This is a genomic window from Microbacterium sp. Root322, assembly GCF_001425645.1.
GTDB lineage: Bacteria > Actinomycetota > Actinomycetes > Actinomycetales > Microbacteriaceae > Microbacterium > Microbacterium maritypicum.
Map to the genome: position 1 here is coordinate 1,441,778 of NZ_LMCS01000002.1, position 18,419 is coordinate 1,460,196.

At 70.2% G+C, this 18,419-nt stretch carries 18 protein-coding genes; 5 read left to right on the forward strand and 13 right to left on the reverse strand.

The features are described 5' to 3' along the window. Window positions 1-102 precede the first annotated feature (102 nt). From ASC55_RS11865 to ASC55_RS11880, 4 genes are all read right to left on the reverse strand, one after another. Window positions 103-2,553: a CHAT domain-containing protein gene (locus ASC55_RS11865; protein ID WP_055875665.1), complete on the reverse strand. Its 2,451-nt coding sequence runs from the start codon at window positions 2,551-2,553 to the stop codon at window positions 103-105. Between the two features lie 266 nt (window positions 2,554-2,819). Beyond that, the gene (locus ASC55_RS11870; RefSeq protein WP_055875669.1) at window positions 2,820-4,391 is read right to left on the reverse strand and encodes a S8 family peptidase; all 1,572 of its coding nucleotides are present in this window, start codon (window positions 4,389-4,391) and stop codon (window positions 2,820-2,822) included. A gap of 57 nt (window positions 4,392-4,448) precedes the next feature. After that, entirely contained in the window at window positions 4,449-4,904 is a 456-nt protein-coding gene (locus tag ASC55_RS11875; protein ID WP_055871801.1) for a hypothetical protein, read from the reverse strand. Beyond that, complete coding sequence (locus ASC55_RS11880; protein ID WP_229778765.1) at window positions 4,901-5,527, reverse strand: RNA polymerase sigma factor; 627 nt, start codon at window positions 5,525-5,527, stop codon at window positions 4,901-4,903. The genes ASC55_RS11875 and ASC55_RS11880 overlap by 4 nt, the downstream gene beginning before the upstream one ends. A 123-nt stretch (window positions 5,528-5,650) precedes the next feature. Between ASC55_RS11880 and ASC55_RS11885 the strand changes: the two genes are divergently transcribed. Next, window positions 5,651-5,869, forward strand: coding sequence for an SCO4848 family membrane protein (locus ASC55_RS11885; protein ID WP_055871807.1), 219 nt, complete (start codon window positions 5,651-5,653; stop codon window positions 5,867-5,869). A gap of 33 nt (window positions 5,870-5,902) precedes the next feature. Here the strand turns inward: ASC55_RS11885 and ASC55_RS11890 are convergent, their stop codons facing one another. Then, a complete protein-coding gene (locus tag ASC55_RS11890; protein WP_055875672.1) occupies window positions 5,903-7,198 on the reverse strand; it encodes an MFS transporter in 1,296 nt (431 codons plus the stop codon). Window positions 7,199-7,272: 74 nt separating this feature from the next. On the opposite strand from ASC55_RS11890, the gene ASC55_RS11895 reads away from it, so the two are divergent. Next, entirely contained in the window at window positions 7,273-7,863 is a 591-nt protein-coding gene (locus tag ASC55_RS11895) for a winged helix-turn-helix domain-containing protein (protein ID WP_055871813.1), read from the forward strand. Window positions 7,864-7,882: 19 nt separating this feature from the next. On the opposite strand, the gene ASC55_RS11900 is transcribed toward ASC55_RS11895, so the two are convergent. From ASC55_RS11900 to ASC55_RS11930, 8 genes are all read right to left on the reverse strand, one after another. Further along, window positions 7,883-8,992: an FUSC family protein gene (locus tag ASC55_RS11900; RefSeq protein WP_055875674.1), complete on the reverse strand. Its 1,110-nt coding sequence runs from the start codon at window positions 8,990-8,992 to the stop codon at window positions 7,883-7,885. A gap of 164 nt (window positions 8,993-9,156) precedes the next feature. Beyond that, on the reverse strand, window positions 9,157-9,495 hold the full coding sequence (locus ASC55_RS17820) for a hypothetical protein (protein WP_327038584.1): 339 nt from the start codon (window positions 9,493-9,495) through the stop codon (window positions 9,157-9,159). Next, complete coding sequence (locus ASC55_RS17825) at window positions 9,492-9,842, reverse strand: hypothetical protein (protein ID WP_327038585.1); 351 nt, start codon at window positions 9,840-9,842, stop codon at window positions 9,492-9,494. Before ASC55_RS17825 ends, ASC55_RS17820 begins: the two co-directional genes overlap by 4 nt. Continuing rightward, window positions 9,842-10,756 (reverse strand): ABC transporter ATP-binding protein, encoded by a 915-nt coding sequence (locus tag ASC55_RS11910; protein ID WP_055875679.1) that lies wholly within the window; start codon window positions 10,754-10,756, stop codon window positions 9,842-9,844. Before ASC55_RS11910 ends, ASC55_RS17825 begins: the two co-directional genes overlap by 1 nt. After that, the gene (locus tag ASC55_RS11915; RefSeq protein WP_055875682.1) at window positions 10,753-11,142 is read right to left on the reverse strand and encodes a GntR family transcriptional regulator; all 390 of its coding nucleotides are present in this window, start codon (window positions 11,140-11,142) and stop codon (window positions 10,753-10,755) included. Before ASC55_RS11915 ends, ASC55_RS11910 begins: the two co-directional genes overlap by 4 nt. A gap of 234 nt (window positions 11,143-11,376) precedes the next feature. Beyond that, window positions 11,377-11,910, reverse strand: a complete 534-nt coding sequence (locus ASC55_RS11920) for a GbsR/MarR family transcriptional regulator (protein ID WP_055875685.1) — start codon at window positions 11,908-11,910, stop codon at window positions 11,377-11,379. A gap of 11 nt (window positions 11,911-11,921) precedes the next feature. Beyond that, a complete protein-coding gene (locus tag ASC55_RS11925) occupies window positions 11,922-13,544 on the reverse strand; it encodes an ABC transporter permease (RefSeq protein ID WP_055875687.1) in 1,623 nt (540 codons plus the stop codon). Beyond that, entirely contained in the window at window positions 13,544-14,536 is a 993-nt protein-coding gene (locus ASC55_RS11930; protein ID WP_055875691.1) for an ABC transporter ATP-binding protein, read from the reverse strand. The genes ASC55_RS11925 and ASC55_RS11930 overlap by 1 nt, the downstream gene beginning before the upstream one ends. Before the next feature lie 90 nt (window positions 14,537-14,626). Here ASC55_RS11930 and ASC55_RS11935 point away from each other — a divergent pair, with 90 nt between their 5' ends. The 3 genes from ASC55_RS11935 to ASC55_RS11945 all read left to right on the forward strand — a co-directional run bounded on the left by ASC55_RS11935 (window position 14,627) and on the right by ASC55_RS11945 (window position 18,397). Then, complete coding sequence (locus ASC55_RS11935) at window positions 14,627-15,757, forward strand: class I SAM-dependent methyltransferase (RefSeq protein WP_055875694.1); 1,131 nt, start codon at window positions 14,627-14,629, stop codon at window positions 15,755-15,757. A 337-nt stretch (window positions 15,758-16,094) separates the two neighbouring features. Then, window positions 16,095-17,396: a quaternary amine ABC transporter ATP-binding protein gene (locus ASC55_RS11940; protein ID WP_017830050.1), complete on the forward strand. Its 1,302-nt coding sequence runs from the start codon at window positions 16,095-16,097 to the stop codon at window positions 17,394-17,396. Further along, entirely contained in the window at window positions 17,396-18,397 is a 1,002-nt protein-coding gene (locus ASC55_RS11945) for an ABC transporter permease (protein WP_055875697.1), read from the forward strand. Before ASC55_RS11940 ends, ASC55_RS11945 begins: the two co-directional genes overlap by 1 nt. Window positions 18,398-18,419 lie beyond the last annotated feature (22 nt).

Sequence of the window (18,419 nt, forward strand, 5' to 3'; positions counted from 1 at the left end):
GCGCCTCCCTCGCGCCTCACCCTTCGAGGCCCTTCGCCTGGCACCTTCCGAAGAACAGGAGCGTGCGGCATCCGTTCTGATACACCGAATGGAGGAAAAAGTTCAGAATCCGTCGCCGTGGCACTGGAACGGCGCGCTCAGACCGGTGTCGAGGCCTGCCCTCGCGAGCGCGACAGCGGGCGTTGCGCCTTCGGAGAGACCGGTGTGCACGGCGCTGAGCAGCTCCCCGGCCACATCGTCGGGGACGGCGACGGGGGCGGCGATGACGCAGTCGGCTCCGGCGTGCAACCACACCCGCGTCATGCCCAGCGCTTCTTCTCCCCAGCGCACAGAGGAGCGCCCGAGTTCGCAGGCCGAGAGGATCACGGTCGTCGGGACGCGCGGTATCAGGTCCACGTCGTAGCCGAAGAGGATGCCGTCGGTGAGCTCGAACCCCGAGAACAGCGGGTTGTCCACCGCGTGCCGGCCGTGGGCGGCGATGTGGAGCACGTCGGTGGCGGCGGCGAGCTCGGTGACCGCCGCGACCGTCGCCGCGGAGGACTCCAGGATCCGCGGTGCGCGGCCCGCCTCACGCCAGGCCGCAGCCGCACGCGCGACCTCGTCTCCGGCGCGCGGGACGCGGGGGCCTGCGGCGAAGCCGATCGTCGTCGGCCGGGCCCGGTCGCGGGCGGGCGCGGCCAGCAGACGCGACACGGACGTCGCGAGGGTGAACGCGATGCCGGACATGCCGGGGAGCATCGCCCACGGCACGCCGCCGAGTGCTCCTGGCACGGTGATCGCGAGCCGCGCCGTGGTCGGCACCGCCAGCAGCAGCGGGGTGAGCAGCTCGGCGTCGAGGATCGTCAGCCGTGACGCGAGCGCCCGCGCGGTGACCTCCCCCATCAGCCCGCCACGGGTCAGTGCGACCATGTCGAGGTCGGCGCGGAGGCCGTCGAGAGCCGACTGCACCCGCTCCCATGACAGGTCGACGATGGTCGCCCCCGACGAGGTGACCACGATGGCATGCAGCGTCGAACCGGTGAACACGTAGGACAGGACGACGACGTCGGCGTCGAGCATCGCGGTCGCCTCGGCGAGTCCCCATCGTTCGCGGGTGCCGCCGGATCCGGTGGCCGCCCATTGCCGCTCGCGCACGCGGTCGCGGAGGGCGCGCACCCTGGCATCCGTCGTCCAATCGGCGCCGGCCAGCTCGGCGCGCAGCATTCGCAACTCCGCCAGATCCACCGCCAGGGATTCGTCACGCGGGGGCCGCACCGGGGCGACCTGCTGGCTGAGGTGGCGCGCGCGTTCGGACCACTCGAACAGGATCGCGGGGTCGCGCAGCCGGGCAGCAGCGGCGAGGCCGGCGAACATCAGGTCGCTGCCGTGCATCGCGACGGATGCCTGCAGGTCGAGTGCACCGAAGGACTGCTGCCAGGCGGTGAGCAGGTCGAGGCCTTCGGCAGCCGCACGCAGCGCGTCGCGGTCACGGCCGGCAGCCGCGGCGCGCGCAGCACGCACCTCGTGGGCGCGCAGGCGCAGAGGCGTGGGGGCGGCGTCGTCCAGTCGCGGGAGGCGTCCGGTGCCGTCGCGTCGAGCACTCAGTCGCAGTCCTGTCGCCTCGGTGCGAAAACCTCCCCGGTCCAAGGCTTTCGCTGTGCGGGCGAATTCCGCTTCGTCGATGGGGCGGTGCGGTCTCGCCCGCTGCTGCGCCTCGAGACGCACCGCCTCGGCTCGCGCCGCCCACCCGTGGTTCGCGAGTGCCGTGAACCGTCGCGCCGCGGTGCGGGCTGCGCGCTCGGCGGCGGCGGGATCGTGGCGCAGGAGCGAGCGGGCGAGGTGGAACTCGGACTCGCCTCTGGCCTGCCGCATCCGCTGCGCGCCGAACTGGGTGGCGACCTGCTCCAGCAGCGCTTCGGCCTCGGTCGTGAGACCCGCGTCGCGCAGCACCTCCGCCCGGTCGAGGTCGCTGATCGCCGCCGCGAGGTCGCTGATCGCGGCGAGCTTCGGTCGGGAGCGGGTCATCAGGGTGAGCGCGGTGACGAGGTCTCCGCCGAGCAGCGCCGCGTACCCGAGATTGTGCCGGGCCTCCGCCAGCGGCTCCTCGTCGTCGTTCGCCTCGTACACGGCCACCGCGCGCCGCAGATCCGCGATGCAGGAGTCGAGCTCGCGCTGCTGCATCCGCACCACGGATCGGTTCATGAGGCAGTTCGCGAGCTCGGTCGTCTCGTCTCCGACGGCCGTGAGCGTCTCGATCGCACGGGTGAGTTCGGCCTCGGCGTCACCCAGCAGACCGCTGTGCGTCAGGAGCGTGCCGAGCTGGCCGCTGAGCACCGCGATGGTCTCGGCGCGCAGCCCGGATCGGCCGAGGGCGTCGCGACACAGCTGCTCTGCGGCCGCCGGCTCTCCCGTCTGGGCGAGGACGTAGGCGGTCGTGCCATCGATGCGCGCGCGCAGGTCGGGATCGTCGGTGCGGGCGGATGCCGCGTCGAGAGCGCGCTGCGCCTGCGTGAATCGCCGGGCGTTGGCCGCTTCGACCCCGCGCCGGTGCAGCTCGATCGCGGACAGGGGCATCCCTTCAGAATGCCCTGCGTCGGGGCTGCAGGGAAGAGCGCGTATTCCGAGCGGGAGCGGCGCGTGATCGCTCGGGTGAGGCAGTGGACACCTGTCGGGAGCAAGAGCACGTGTCGGGCGACACGCCGCGTTCGGATCCGACAGCCGAACATCCGCCCGACAGGTGCGCCGGAAGAGCGCGAGCCAGTCCCGCGAGCCGCTCGGGCGGCGCTCGGCACCAGGACGAGCCGCCCGCATCGGTACGGACGGCTCGTCCCGGGGGTGCGTCAGTCGAGGTCGACCGGGGTCGGCAGGGACTTCAGGACGGCGGCGACGGCTTTCGCCGCAGCGGCGGGGCTGACACCGCCGACGGGGACGGTGCCGAGCTGGGCGGCGATGCGCGCTGCGACGTACGGGGCCGAGAACGAGGTGCCGCTCCACACCGCGAACCCGCCCCGATAGTCGTCGGGATCGATCGTCTCGCGGCGGAGGCCCTCGACGTCGGCCTTCGTGACCGCCTGGGTGCCGCCCACGAACGCGGGCGACGTGCTCACCACGGCGGCCCCCGGCGCGTAGGCCTGAACCCACGGGCCGATGTTCGAGAAGAGGGCGACCGACTGCGCCGAGGGGTTCAGCGCTCCGACCGACACGAGCGGCGCGTCTCTGTCCCGACGGATGCCGTTGTCGGCGCCGGGCCAGGACCAGAGCGACGCCGGGAACGAGGGGCGGTCGATCGCGTCGTTGCCGGCCGAGCACACGACTACGCAGCCGAGCTCGCGTGCCTTGGCCAGCAGCTGGTACAGCGTGAGGCTGAACAATCCGTCGATCGGCGTCTCGTGGTAGTAGCTGAGCGACAGGTTCAGCACATCGATCGGGAAGCCGGTCTTCGGATCCTCCCGGTGGCGGGCCAGCAGGGTCACGACCTGGGCCACAGTCTCGAGCAGCGTGCTCTCGTCGACCACCCCGAGGGCTCCCGCCACCCGGATCGAGAGGATGTCCGCCTCCGGAGCCGCCTGTCTGACGATGCCGGCGATGAACGTGCCGTGTCCGGCGACCGCGTCGATCTCACCGTCGAGCTGCCCGTACAGATCGGGGTAGCGTTCCGGATCGGCGTCGTCGGTCAGCCCGACCGGCACGCCGTCGAGGTCGACCGTGCGCGTGACGATGTCGGCAGGCAGCCAGGCGTGCTCGCCGCAACCGGTGTCGAGCACCGCGACCACCGGGCGCCGTCCGCGTTTCGGCGCGGGTCCGCGCACTGGGGCGGGGCCCAACCAGCTCACGGGCTGCCGTGCGCCGCGTCCGGGCTCGAGGTAGTCGTCGCTGCCGCCCGCGCCCCCTCCGGCGCCGCGCACCGGGTTCGTGCGGGTGAACGGGTTGGTGCGTGTGAAGGGGTTCGTCCTGGTGAAGGGATTGAGCCCGACCGGATCGATGGACAGCACGTGGTCGAGGCTCGTCCGCGGCATCGTCGAGCGCGACATGCGGCGTGCGCGCTGGAGCACTCGCCAGGCGTCGGGTGCGACGGGAGACTCGCCCCTGACCGGTTCGTCGGGAGTCCGCAGCCGTGCGCGAAGGAAGCCGGGAACCCCCGGAACCAGCTCGCCGTCGACCGCCGAGCGGGTGCCGTCCTCGATCTCGAGCTGCCATCCGAAGGTGTCGGCGGCATCACGCAGAGTGCGCACCTCGCGGTCGTAGGCCTCCCCGTCGCCGAGGGCGCGGGTGATCAGCAGCCGCTCCGGCAGATACGCCGTCGGAAACGCGCGGATGCCGTCCACCGGCTCCGTGCTCGGATCGAGCGCGGTTCCCCGGCGGATCGATCCCTCCGCGCGGTCCTGCCAGGTCCATCCCTTGGGCTGATCCATGCGTCATCCTCTCCCTGCGGGTCGCCCCGCGTCCTCATCGACGGGCGGCGCCCGTGGTCACAGCTCGAACTGCGGGGTCGCGAGCGTGCGCGTCTCGTCCCCGACCACGGTCGTCAGGCGCACGCGCGTGAGACCGGGCGGCACCTCGTCGAACACGAAGCGTCCGGTCTCCTCCGGCGAGACCGACCTGGCCTTCTCTCCCTGCGTCAGGACGATCTCGGCGGCCGCGGTGTCGACCCAGCCGTCGACGCGGCGGCGGCCGGAAGCGGTGGTCGTCACATGCAGCAGGATGCTGGTGGAGCCGTCGCTGAACTGCAGGGTGAGTGCATCCGCCTCGCCGCGCACCTCGCCGAGCTGTCCCTCGACCAGGGTCAGCAGCGCATACTCGCTGTTCAGGCCGTCCGAAGCGACTGCGGCGACCATGCGGTCGATCAGGCCCGCGGGCACCGGGTCGACCGCTCTCCAGTGCGTGCGGAGCCGGGCGAGCATCCTGGCGTCTTCGTGGTCGGTCATGCGAGTCCCCCCGCCGGCGCTGTCGGCGGTGCGTCCAGCAGGGCGCGGAGCTTCGCGAGGCACCGGTTCCGTGTGGGGCCGATGCTGCCGATGGGCATCGCGAGGTCGCTGGCGATGTGCGCATAGTCCGGGCGGTCCTCGAAGGCGATCACGCGCAGCAGCCTCTGGCAGCGGTCGTTCAGGCGGCGCACGGCCGACCACAGCCGACGGTTCTCGTCGCCGATGGTCGCGTGCTCCTCGGCTGAAGCCTGCTCGGGGAGCAGGGTGTCGAGATCGTCGACATCGGTCGTGTCGACCTTGCCGTGTGCCTTCGCGACCTTCCAGGCTTCGCGGCGTGCTGTGGTGGTGAGCCAGGCCGACACGGCCCGCGAATCGCTGATCGATCCGTGACCGCGCACCAGCCGCAGCCAGGTGGTCTGCACGACGTCTTCGGCGAGGGTGCGTTCGAGTCCGTAGGCGCGCACGACGTGCCAGAGCACGGGCGTCATCAGCCGTACGAGCTCGTCCATCGCGCGGCTGTCGCTCTCGCGCCATGCGTCGAACAGATCTGCGGCGCGCTCCCAGCGTGCACGCCCGTCATCCGAGGCATGATCGAGACCGGCGCCGGGTGCACCGTCGATCATGAAGCCCATTGTGATCACACCTACCAGGAGCGCGGCAAGGGCTTTCTGATACAAGTCCGCATCCAAGAATTCCGCATCCCGGCGGCGGTCGGCAGCCACAGGCGATGTCGATAGCGTTGAGGGGTGATTCCGCTCGCCGTCCTGCTCTTGCTCAACGCCGCCTTCAACGCCCTCGTCTGGCCGCGGTTCTACACGCGCGTCGCCAAGGATCCGCGGGCGCGCGACGAGAACGGCAGGGCCACGGCATTCCTCAAGGTGCACGCCGTCCTCATCGCGATCGCTCTCGTGCTCGCCCTGGTCTCCCTGCTCGCCGGCATCGCGGCACTGACCGGCGCGCTCTAGCCCGTACGGCTGCCGGCGCACACCTCTGCGGCATCAAGCCGTCTCGTACTGCTTCGCGTGCGCGGCCCAGCGCGCTTCGACCGGCAGTGCCCGCAGCGCCCTGTTGCCCACGGCGAGGAGGACCGCGACCAGGCACAGCGCGGCGCAGATCAGGATGGTGCCTTCGCGGCCGATCCAGGCGAGTCCGAAGCCGGCGATCAGGGGAGCGAGTGGCATCGCACCCATGCCGAGCACTCCGGCGGCGCTGTTGGCTCGACCGAGCAGGTGGCTCGGGGTGGCGACCATGAAGTAGCCCATCATGCCGGCGTTGAGCGCGGGCACGAGCAGGACCGAGGCGCCGAGCACCACCGCGATGGCCCAGGGCCCGGTGACCATCGACAGCACGATCGCGCCGACCGAGACGACCGAGAGTCCGGCGATGGTCAGGATCCCGGTCTTGATCCGCGGGACGAGCAGCGGAGCGCACACGGCGCCCACGAGCATCACGGCCCCGATCGCTGCGCTCAGGGTGCCGATCAACAGCTCGGAGTACCCGTCCTGCTGGAGGGCGTAGATGACGGTCGTGATCGTGGCGTTGAAGCCGAGGTTGATGACCGTCGTGATGAGCAGCACACCGCCGAGGTCGGGGCGGGAGAGCAGCCAGCCGAACCCCTCGCGCAGCTCCGCCCAGGCGTTGGGCTTCGTCGTCGGGGCCGGAGCGACGTCGTCGTCCGCGCCCGCATCGACCACTCCTGCACGACGGGCCTGACGCCCCAGCATCCACGCGGTCAGGGCTGCGATCGCGTGGCACAGCGTCATGACCGCGCCCACGAGCCATCCGCCGACGCCCAGCAGCAGACCGCCGAGCGGTCCGCCCGCGAGCTGGAGCGCCGCGTCGCGCCCTTGGTTCGCCGCCTGCGCTCGGCCCATCGCGTCGTCGGGCACGATCTCCTTGATCGCGCTCTCACCGGCGACGTCGAAGAGTCCGCTGCGCGCGGCGAGCAGCACGTCGATCACGAGCAGTGATCCGAACGTCATCGCGTCGCCGAGGGCGAGGAGGGTGAAGCCGCCGGCGAGCACGATGCCGATGAGCGAGCCGAGGAGCATCAGCGCGATGCGGCGATGACGGTCGGCCAGCACGCCGCCGGCCAGGGTCATGAGCAGTCGCGCGACCATTCCGGCTCCGCCGATGATGCCGGCCTGGGCGGGGTCGTTCGTCACGATCAGTGCGAGCAGCGGGATGGCGAAGCCGAACAGGGAGGCCGCGAGGCCCTTGCTCGTGTCGCTCACCAACCAGGTGAGGTAGCGGGTGTTGCGCCACAGACGGTGGGGCTCGGTGACGGTGGTCATGGGACGAGAGTAGATGCGCAAGAACTATTGCGCAAGTCTTATTGCGCAATAGTGGGTGCGAGTAGGATCGGCACATGACGGAGGACAGCGCGAAGAGCACGAGCACCGATCCCGTCTGGATGACCTCGGCCATGCTCAAGGCCTACTCGCACCCCCTGCGACGCCAGATGATCCGGCTGTTCTCACGGCGGGACTTCCTCCGCGCCGCCGACATCGCCGCCGAGCTCGGCGTTCCGGCGAACAGTGCCAGCTTCCATCTGCGCGCCCTCGCCGACGCCGGGCTCATCGAAGAGGCGCCGGACAAAGCTCGTGACCGACGCGATCGTGTCTGGACGGGGCACAAGGGCGCGCTCAACGTCGGCGGTCCGGAGAGCCCCGTCCCGGATGAGGCCCTCGGCGTCGCGGTGGTCGCCGCGCTCGTCGAAGACCATCAGGATCTGATCCGTCGGGTGATGGCCTGGACCCCGGAGTACGTCGCCGGACGCACGAGGGAGGTGCACGCCGCCTTCACCCAGCGCACGATCCGGCTCACGGAGTCGGAGTTCGACGACGTGATGGTGAAGATCAACGACATCCTGAGTGCGGCCGACGACGCGCACGACAGCGCGGACCCGGACGGCCGCTACTGGCAGATGGACCTGGTCGTCGCCGACGACACCATCTGAGGCGGCGGCCCGGGTCGGATCAATCCTCGGCCGGAGGGCGCGTACCGCTCAGGATCAGGATGCGACGCAGGTGCATCGCGGTGAGCACACCGGGTCCCATCGAACGCCGCACATCGATGGTGCGGTCGTCGACCGTCTCGAGGAGCAGTCGGATCGCGCGCGCCGCTTCACCGCGGGCGCGATGATCGTCGCTCGAGGAGGCATCCCCCCGCGCGATCACATCGGCGACCGCGTGACAGGCCGCAGAGAGGGGCGCAGGCAGAGCGGGGTCGAGCGCCAGTGCAGACGGCCGGTCCCAGATCGTGTCGGCGATCTCGTCGGAGATGTCGCGGATGAGGTGGGCGATGCGATCGAGAGCCGCGAGCTCGTCGTGGCTCTGCTGGATCCGCGTGCGATGCCCCCTGGCGCGCGGGTTGCCCCGTCGGCTCTCGTCCGCCTCCGTCAGCGCCGCTCGCAGTGCGGAGGAGGTGTCGGCGAGAGAGGCCGCATCGTCGGCCCATTGCTCGTGCTCGGGCGGCCATGCCTCCGAGACCGCGGATCCGATGTCGTGCAGGTGCGCGGCCAACTGCTCCCGGAACGCCGCCACCCGTCCCGCCGCGGCGACGGTGAGTGGTGCGGGTGCGATCACCAGGTTCACCACCAGCCCGACGACCACGCCGACCGCCGTCTGGGTGAGGTAGCCGAGCGAATAGTCGTCGGCGTTCTGTCCGCCGATGATCAGCACGAACAGGGCGGCCATCGGCACGTATTCGCGGCCGACGCCGAACCAGCCCGTGCCCGAGAGCAGCACTCCGACGCCGACCACGAGGGGGATCGTCCACCAGGTCGGGCCGACCGTCAGCACCACGATCGTGGCGAGACCGATTCCCGTGGCGAGACCGAGCAGCGTCTGCAGGCTCGACTTCGCCGAACCCATCAGCGTCGGGTACATGCTCAACAGGGCCCCGAGGGGCGCGTAGTACGGGTACTGGTCGGTGACCCCGGGCATGTGCGGAGCGATCATCCAGGCCAGTCCGACGGCCAGGGTCGTCTTGGCCACGAGCAGCAGCCGGGCAGGACGGACGGCGTCGTGGAGCGCGCGTCGGGCGCCCGCTCGTCGTACCCGGAGCCGGGTGCGGGTCTGCGTCACGGCATCCTCTCTGTCGGGGGCAGGGGTTCCGCGAGCGTAGGCGCTCCGGTGCGCAGGAGGCGAGCGGGTTGCGTGCTCGGCGACGTACCGGTAGCGCGCACACGCGACGCCGGCCGCCCAGGAGGGCGACCGGCGTCGGCGAGAGGGATGGACCTGCGGGGGGTCTACGGGATGGCTCTGCGGAAGGCGAGGAACGAGACGCCCATGAGGGCCGCCGTGACCACGAGGCCCCAGAGGGCGAGACCGAGGGCGCCGAGGCTTCCGATCCCCGTCCAGACCTGCCCCCACAGCTCGAACCGTGTCACGAGATACGAGAGCCCGACCAACACGAGCGCCAGCGCGACCCACCCGATCGTGAGCACCATCAGACCCCAGCTCTTGTAGATGGTGGCGCCGGTGAACCCGACCACGAAGAAGAACAGCGCGAGGGTGAAGTAGACGACGAAGGCCCCGAGCGGACCGGCCTCCCACAGCCACGGGATGTAGAACACCCACCCGTTCACGCCGTAGCCGTTCGTGGCGACTTCGATCCCCCGCCGATCAGGAACAGGATCCCCATGAGGGTGCTGGCGATGATGGCGGTGAGCATGGTGCCGAGGAAGAACTCGCGTCGCGTGATGCTCATCGCCTGAGAGAAGGGGAACGTGAGCGTCATCGCAGAGATGCCGATGGCGAAGAAGTACCACAGGGGCGCCTGTCCTCCGCCGCCGTAGATCGCGATGTCGTCGGGGATCATCCCGTAGATCAGTATCGAGATCGCCGTCGCCGCGCCGAGGATGATCAGCGGCACCCAGATGAAGGTCTGCCGGTTGATCAGCTGCAGGCGGATGACGTTGAGTGTGCGTCGCATCAGCGCACCTCCTCTTTCGTGACGGCGGATCTCGTGGCGTCGGCCTCGACCTTCTGGGTGAGACGCACGATCAGCTGCTGCAGCGAGACCGGCGCGAGATCGAGCCCTGCTGCCGCGATCTCCGCGCGCTCCTCCGCGGATACGGCGCCGAGGACGGTGACGGATGCCACGCGCCCGAGCGCCTCGCGGTGCAGCACCTCTCGGGTGCCGACCCAGGCGTCGACCTTGGCGGCGTCGCCCACCACGGTCACGGCGCGGTCGCGCACCGCATCCGTGTCCTCGTTCAGGAGGATCTGGCCGTTGTCGATCACGATGACCTTCTCGATGAGGTTCGAGACCTCGTCGATCAGGTGCGACGAGAGGATGACGGTTCGCGGGTGCTCGGCGTAGTCCTCGATCAGGCGGTCGTAGAAGATCTGCCGGGCGACGGCGTCGAGGCCGAGGTAGGGCTCGTCGAAGAACGTGATCTCGGCGCGCGAGGCGAGTCCGATGATCACCCCGACCGCGGAGAGCTGACCGCGGGAGAGCTTCTTGATGGTCTGCTTCATCGGCAGCTGGAACTGGGCGATGAGCTCGTCGGCGAGGGCCTGATCCCAGTTCGGGAAGAACAGGCTCGCGGCCTTGAACGCGTGCTTGGGGTGGGCGTCGTCCGGGTACTTCTGGCTCTCGCGGACGAAGCAGATCCGGCTGAGCACGTGCGCGTTCTCGTACGGGTGCTCACCGAACACCTTCACGGTGCCGGACGACTCGAAGTTCTGAGCGGTGAGGATCGACATGAGTGTCGTCTTCCCCGCACCGTTGCGGCCGAGGAGGCCGTAGATCGCGCCTCCCTCGATGGCGAGCGACACGTTGTCGAGCGCTCGCTTCTCCTTGTAGCGCTTGCTGAGGTTGTGCACCTCGATGACGGCGGTCATGCGGAGGTCTTCCCTTCTGCGTCAGTGGTCAGTGCGGCACGCTGCCGGAGCAGAGCCGCGAGGTCTTCGGCGCCGAGCCCGAGCGTGCGGGCTTCGGCGAGGAGCGGGTCGATGTAGCGGTCGGCGAACGCGGCGCGGCGCTCGCCGAGGAGGAGATCCCTGGCGCCCTCCGCGACGAACATGCCGATGCCTCGGCGCTTGTAGAGCACTCCCTTGTCGGTGAGCACGGCGACTCCCTTCGCTGCGGTGGCGGGGTTGATCCGGTAGAACGCGGCCAGCTCGTTCGTGGAGGGGGCCTGGGCCTCTTCGGCGAGTGAGCCGTCGACGATCGAGTCCTCGATCTGCTCGGCGATCTGGACGAAGAGCGGCTTGCCTTCTTCGATCACGAGTCCTCCGCGTGGTTAGTGGGTTACTTACTCGACTAAGTAACCACATAACCCGCACGAGTGTCAACCCCTACCCGGGCGCCGGGTCCGGAGGCTGGCGGAACGGATGTCGGGAGGGCGGGCGGATGTCGGGCGAGAATGCACCGAATGCCCCGACAGTCGTGCATCCTCCCGACAAATGATCCGAGGCGAGACGGAACGGCGGGCGGGACGGTACAGCGGGGCGGGCGGGAGTCAGCTCGGTTCGGTCTCGCGGCGCTGCTCGTGCCAGTCGTCGACGATCTGCAGCATGCGCGCGGAGAGGAAGCGGAAGAACTCGGCGAGCTCGACGGCCCGGTCGTGGGCGCCCTGGTCGTCGGTGTGCGCGGCGGCGATGTCGTCGATGTACGCGGACAGGCGGGAGTACACGGGCATGTTCCCCGCGATCGAAGTCGTGAACGGGTCGTGCACGAACTCGTAGCGGTCGCGGCGCTCCCCCGGCCGTGAGCGGCGCTGGACGAAGTGCAGCTGCTGCAGGTAGCGCACCGCGCCGGAGACGGCCGCAGCCGAGACGCCGAGACGCTCGCCGAGCTGGGAGGCCGTATACCCGCCCTCGGGCGCGGCGATCAGCGCCATCATCACCCGCGCCGGCATGCGGGGCATTCCCGCAGCGGTCATCATGGCCGCCGCCTTCTCCGCCGGTTCGATCCCTCGATGCACCGCGGCGGTCTCGAGGTCGGAGGTCTCGAGGTCGGCGGTGTCGATGCTCTCGGTGCTGTCGTCGGGCATCCCGGCTCCTCCTACGCGCCGAGGGCGAGCTCGCGTCGCCGCATCAACGTCAGTGCTGCCGCGCCTCCTGCGGCCAGGGCGAGCACGAGCCACCACAGGCCGCGCACGTCCACTCCGCCGCCGTCGACCACCGGGGTCACCGCGAACGGCGAGAGGTTCGCGCTCCACTCGGGCAGTCCGAACAGCGGCCCGAACATGCCGAGCAGGGCCGCCAGCAGCACGAGGCTCCACGCCACGGCGGTCGTCGCCCGCGGGAGCAGCACGAACACCAGGGCGGTCAGCACCGCGAAGATCGAGGCAGCGACCGCCTGCCCGAATCCGGCCACCGCCACGATGCGATACAGCGACTCGTCGCCGCCGTTCGACCAGGCGCCGACCCACCCGGCGAGCACGGCGGCGGCGACGACGATCAGCACCGCGGCCACGCCGACCATCATGTAGTCGGCGAGCCAGCGCACGCGTCCGACCGGGGTGGCGAGCACGGCCTCGGCGGTGCCACGCGCCTCTTCCTGGCGGGCGCGCGCCACGGTCTGCACCGCCGCGCAGGCGGCGAGGATGCCCAGCAGCGTGAAGAACACGGTCACCACGACCTCGTCGAGTCCTCCCGCGGCGCCGCCGATCTTCTTCAGGATGTCGGCGACGGCGGGGTTCTCGCCCGAGATCCGGTCGACCACCCCGCTCAGCGTCGTGGCGAGGATGCCCGTCATCGCCCCGCCGATCGCCCATCCCACGATCGAACCCGAGGTGAGCCGCCACACCAGCGCGTGCGGCGACGCGAGCCCCGCTCGCGCCGAGACCCGGCCCGGGCGCTCCGCGACGAAGCCGGCATCGACGTCGCGCACGGATTGCAGGGCGACGGATGCGACGGCGAGCACGAGGCCGAAAGCGATGCCCAGCAGCACGGGCCAGGCCAGATCGGTGTCGTAGGGGCGCGTCTGCTCGGCCCAGCCGAACGGCGAGAGCCAGGCGGGCCAGGCGCTCGTTATGCGGGTCAGGTCGTCGCTCGGAGTACCCGCCGCGTTGCCGATGCCGCGGATCAGGAAGGTCGCCACGAGTACCCAGATCGTCAGGGAGTTCGCCCCGCGCGATGTGCGCATGAGCTGCGCGGCGAACAGGCCGACGCCGAGGAACGCGATCCCGGTCGCGCCGGCCCCCGCCCCCGCGAGGAGGGAGCCCGCGGCCGGAAGCCCGGTGGCGATCAACGCGAGCGCGGTGAGCGCGGCCAGCACCACGTTCGCCAGGAGGCCGTGCACGATGGTCGCGATGGTCGGCAGTCGGCGTCCGGCCGGAGTGGCCCATACGAGTTCCGCCCGCCCCGCCTCCTCATCGCCGCGCGTGTGCCGCACCGCCAGGAACGTGCTCATGAGGGCGGCGAGCAGCGCCAGCCACGGAAGGACCGCGAAGGCGAGGAAGGCTCCTTCGGACGTGCCGGAGGGCAGCCCGCGGAACATCAGGATCACGGGGTTCGCGAGTGCCGCCGCGAGGATGCTCTGCCGGTCGGCGACGGTCGCGTACGACTGGCTGACGCCGGCGTATCCCGCGAATGCCATGAGCGCGGTGCCCACGATCCACAGCGTCAGCTGCAGCCGGTCTCGCCGCAGCCGCTGTCGGAGCAGCACGCCGAATGCGGACATCACGCGCGACCCTTCAGGGCGCGACGCTCGCGACGGGTGGTGGGTGCCGTGTCATCGCGGCCACCCTCTTCCGCGGCTTCGAGTGTGGCGAGGTCGTCGCCGTAGTGGCGCAGGAACAGCTCCTCGAGCGAGGGCGGGGCGACCCGGAGGTCATCGATGCCGAGCGCGGCGAGGGCGGGGAGCACGGTGGCCGTGCGGTCGCTGTCGACGGCGAGGCGGATGCGGTCGCCCTGCTGCTGGGCGTCTTGCACATCGGGGATGCGGGACACCTGGTCGAGGGTGGCCCCGGCGGGGGTGAACGACACGTCGCTGCGGGTGAGGTGCCGCAGCTGCGTGAGCGTGCCGGTCTCGACGATACGGCCGGCGCGGATGATCGACACCCGGTCGCACAGCTGCTCGACTTCGCTCATGATGTGGCTCGACAGCAGCACGGTCGCACCGTTCGCATGGGCGCGGGCGACTTCGTGCTGGAAGATGACCGCCATCAGCGGATCGAGTCCGCTGGTGGGCTCGTCGAAGATGTAGAGGTCGGCGGGCACCGCGAACGCCGCGATCAACGCGACCTTCTGCCGGTTGCCCTTCGAGTAGGCGCGGCCCTTCTTGCGCGGGTCGAACTGGAAGGCGTCCAGGAGCCGCTTCTTCTCGCGCTGGTACCCGGGGTCGTTCGTGCGGGCGCCGCGCAGACGGGCGAGCAGATCGACGGCCTCGCCTCCGGACAGGTTCGGCCACACGCTGACGTCGCCGGGAACGTACGCGATGCGTCGATGCAGGTCGACGGCACGCTCCCAGGGGTCTTCGCCGAACACGGTCGCCTGGCCGGAGGTGCGCCGGGCGAGGCCGAGCAGGATGCGGATCGCGGTCGACTTGCCTGCCCCGTTCGGCCCCAGGAAGCCGTGCACCTGACCGTGCTCGACGGTGAGGTCGAGACCGTCGAGCGCATGCACGGTGCCGTAGTGCTTGGCGAGGTCCTGGGTGGCGATGACGGTGGTTATGCGCGGGAGCGTACGCCCGATTCATGAAGTTGTGAATCGGGCGAAGACGACGCATGCGAAATCCTCACGGCCCCCGCGTACAGTGGGCTGGTGCCGGAGTTCCCCTACAGCCGCCTGCGCCGCTGGCCCGACGTCGAGGCGGACAACCTCCAGGCGTATGACGCGACCGATCTGCTGCTCGTCGAACGGGCGCTCGCTCTCGATGCCCCGGGTTCCGAGACCGTCGTGATCGGTGACGAGTACGGCGCGATCACCCTGGCGCTGACGGCTGCCGGACGGCACGGCATCCGGGTGCATCAGGACCTCGCGACCGGTCGTCGAGCCCTGAGCCGCAATGCCGAGGAGCTCGGGCTCGCCGGCTTCACCGCACACGAGCTCGACGCCGAGCTGCTCGCCGGGGCGAAGGTCGTGCTGCTGCAGCTGCCGAAGGCACTCGCGGAACTCGAGGAGATCACGGATGCGGTGGTCCGCTGGGCGGCGTCCGACGTCGTGCTCATCGCGGGAGGTCGCGTGAAGCACATGACCCTCACCCAGAACGAGGTGCTCGGGCACCGTTTCGCCCAGGTGCAGGCCCAGCGCGCGGAGCGCAAGTCGCGGCTGATCGTGGCGTCGGAGCCGCTCCCCGCCCCGTCGACACCGCCGTTCCCCGTGAGCGCGCAGCACGACGGGCTCACTCTGGTGGCGCACGGCGGGGCCTTCGCGGGCGCGCGCCTCGACATCGGCACCCGGGTGCTGCTGGAGGTGCTCGGCGCTCAGGCGACGGGGGCGGCGGCCGACGTGCTCGACCTCGGCTGCGGCACCGGGGCGCTCGCGGTCTCGTACGCGCTCGCCCATCCCGATGCACGCGTGACGGCGACCGACCGGTCGGCAGCGGCCGTGGCCTCCGCGCGGGCGACGGCGGCCGCGAACGGGGTCGCCGACCGGGTCGTGGTCACCCTCGACGACGCTGCCTCGGGCGTCCCGGATGCGAGCGTCGACGTGGTGCTGCTGAACCCGCCGTTCCACCTCGGGGCGAGCGTCCACACGGGGGCGGCGACCCGCCTGTTCGAGGCCGCGGCGCGCGTGCTCCGACCCGGCGGAGAGCTCTTCACGGTCTACAACTCCTCGCTCGCGTATCGTCCGGAACTCACCCGGCTGATCGGTGCGACCACGCAGGTGACACGCACGGCGAAGTTCACCGTGACGCGCAGCATCCGCCGTTCCGACACGCCCGATTCCTGACGCCGGGGCCCTCGTCAGGGGGATTGTTGAATACCCGTGCAATTCCCCGGTCAGCCGCTGAAACTCGTGCAGGTCGAGCGCCCGGGATTTGCCCCTGATCGGCCATTTCGTTACGTTGGAACGTGGGCCTGACGGCCCGAAGACCAGTCCGCGACCACGTCCTTCTTTCGATGAGCTGTGCTGCGAAGAGGCGTGGACGTACGGTCGATGCTCTATCGCGGCGGATCCGAAATCCGCCGCCTGTGCCGCCACAGCGATCATGTCGAACGGCCCCGAGAGCTCACCCGGGCGTAACCGAAGCAGGCTCAGCCACCCGAAGGCGAGCCGCGGGGGAAACGTGTCCGAAATCGCTCTCGAAGCGCGCAATCTGTACAAGGTTTTCGGTAAGAATCCGAGCACCGCCGTCCGTCGGTTGAAAGCCGGTGAGAGCCGCGCCGCCGTCGCGGATGCCGGTACCGCAGCGGTCATCGACGCCAGCTTCACCGTCAACCGCGGTGAGATCTTCGTCATCATGGGGCTGTCCGGATCGGGCAAGTCCACCATCATCCGCATGCTCAACGGGCTGCACGATGTCACCTCCGGAACCGTCACGGTGAACGGCGATCCCATCACGGGCATTCCGTCGTCGAAGCTCCGCGAGATCCGTCGCGACCGCATCTCGATGGTCTTCCAGCACTTCGCCCTGCTGCCGCACCGCTCCGTCGCCGCGAACGTCGCCTACCCGCTCGAGCTGAAGGGCGTCGGCAAGGTCGAGCGCCTGGCCAAGGCCGAGGAGATCCTGTCCCTGGTGGGTCTCGAGGGCCAGGGCGAGAAGCTCCCGTCCGAGCTTTCCGGTGGCATGCAGCAGCGCGTGGGGATCGCCCGTGCGCTCGCCGCCGACAGCGACATCCTGCTGATGGACGAGGCATTCAGTGCGCTCGACCCGCTTATCCGTCGCGAGATGCAGGAGCAGTTGCTCGAACTGCAGCAGAAGCTGCAGAAGACGATCGTCTTCATCACGCACGACCTGAACGAGGCCATGTTCCTCGGCGACCGGATCGCCGTGATGCGCGACGGCCGCATCGTGCAGATCGGCACCCCCGAGGACATCCTGATGGACCCGGCCAACGACTACGTCGAGCAGTTCGTGCAGGACGTCGACCGCGCTCGCGTGCTCACCGCCGCGAACGTGATGGAGCGCCCGCGCCCCGTCGTGCCGCACACCGCAGGTCCGCGCACCGCGCTGCGCCAGATGCGCGATGCGTACATGTCGGCGACCTACGTGGTCGGTCGCGACCGCCAGCTCGTCGGTGTCGTCACCGACCGGGATGCGGTCAAGCTCGTGCGCAACGGCGCGACCACTCTCGACTCGATCCTCAAGCCCGTGCTGCAGAGCGTGCGCGAGGACGAGGTGCTGATGAACCTGTTCGTCCCCGCCGTCGAGTCGCCGCTGCCGCTCGCGGTGACCGATGCCGACGGCCGTCTGGTGGGCGTGATCCCGCGTGTGACCCTACTCGCCGCCCTCGGCCCCGGCCCCGGAGCGACCGAGGAGATCACCCTCCCGCTGATGCCGATGCCGCAGGCCGAGATCGATGCCGTGCTCGATGACGGGTGGACCGCCGACCCGGCCGATGCCCCGACCACGGAGGAGGTGCGCTGATGGACGACTTCCGCATCCCCGTCGGAACCTGGATCGAATCCGGCGTCGACTGGATCAAGGACAACCTCGACGGTCTGCTCGACGTGATCTCGTTCGTGATGAGCTTCCTCGTCGACGGCCTCACGCGCATGTTGCTGACCCCGCACTTCGCGGTCATCATCGTGATCGCCGCGCTCATCGCCTGGGTCGTGCGCTCGTGGCAGCTCGCGATCGGAACGGTCGTCTCCTTCGGCCTGATCGTGGCGATGGATCTGTGGATCCCCGCCATGCAGACCCTCGCGCTCGTGCTCGTCGCCGCCGTGATCGCGGTGCTGATCGCCGTGCCGCTGGGCATCTGGTCGGCACGCAACGCGACCGTGCGCGCGGTGCTCAAGCCCGTGCTCGACTTCATGCAGACCATGCCGGCGTTCGTGTACCTGATCCCGGCGATCGTGTTCTTCGGCATCGGCGTGGTGCCGGGCCTCGTGGCCACCGTGATCTTCGCGCTGCCCCCGGGCGTGCGACTGACCGAGCTCGGCATCCGCGGTGTCGACTCCGAGACCGTCGAGGCCGGACACGCGTTCGGTGCCAAGCCGGGTCAGATCCTGCGCGGCATCCAGCTCCCCCTCGCGATGCCGACCATCATGGCCGGCGTCAACCAGGTCATCATGCTCGCCCTGTCGATGGCGGTCATCGCCGGAATGGCGGGTGCGGACGGCCTCGGGAAGATGGTGGTCGAGGCGATCTCGACCATCAACATCCCCAAGGGTGTCGAGGCCGGTCTCGGCGTCGTGCTGATCGCCGTCTTCCTCGACCGCGTCACCGCAGCGCTGGGCGCACCGGGCGAGAACCGCTCCTCGCTGCTGGGCATGCTCGCGCGGCGCCGCACGCCGCGCGACGGTGGTGGCGTAACAGCATCCGCCCCCGCCCCCGAGGTCACCGCGCAGCAGGATGCCGCGGACGAGGCGGAGCGCGCTGCGACCTCGCCTCGCCGCAACGCCGTCGGCGGCGGAGTGCACTGAGAGTTTCACCCCTACGGAACAA

Bases quoted from the DNA above. Each gene is read 5' to 3' on its own strand.
- ASC55_RS11865 (WP_055875665.1), bottom strand. From the start codon at position 2,553: ATGCCCCTGTCCGCGATCGAGCTGCACCGGCGCGGGGTCGAAGCGGCC.
- ASC55_RS11870 (WP_055875669.1), bottom strand. From the start codon at position 4,391: ATGGATCAGCCCAAGGGATGGACCTGGCAGGACCGCGCGGAGGGATCG.
- ASC55_RS11875 (WP_055871801.1), bottom strand. From the start codon at position 4,904: ATGACCGACCACGAAGACGCCAGGATGCTCGCCCGGCTCCGCACGCAC.
- ASC55_RS11880 (WP_229778765.1), bottom strand. From the start codon at position 5,527: ATGATCGACGGTGCACCCGGCGCCGGTCTCGATCATGCCTCGGATGAC.
- ASC55_RS11890 (WP_055875672.1), bottom strand. From the start codon at position 7,198: ATGACCACCGTCACCGAGCCCCACCGTCTGTGGCGCAACACCCGCTAC.
- ASC55_RS11895 (WP_055871813.1), top strand. From the start codon at position 7,273: ATGACGGAGGACAGCGCGAAGAGCACGAGCACCGATCCCGTCTGGATG.
- ASC55_RS17825 (WP_327038585.1), bottom strand. From the start codon at position 9,842: ATGCGACGCACACTCAACGTCATCCGCCTGCAGCTGATCAACCGGCAG.
- ASC55_RS11910 (WP_055875679.1), bottom strand. From the start codon at position 10,756: ATGACCGCCGTCATCGAGGTGCACAACCTCAGCAAGCGCTACAAGGAG.
- ASC55_RS11920 (WP_055875685.1), bottom strand. From the start codon at position 11,910: ATGCCCGACGACAGCACCGAGAGCATCGACACCGCCGACCTCGAGACC.
- ASC55_RS11925 (WP_055875687.1), bottom strand. From the start codon at position 13,544: ATGTCCGCATTCGGCGTGCTGCTCCGACAGCGGCTGCGGCGAGACCGG.
- ASC55_RS11945 (WP_055875697.1), top strand. From the start codon at position 17,396: ATGGACGACTTCCGCATCCCCGTCGGAACCTGGATCGAATCCGGCGTC.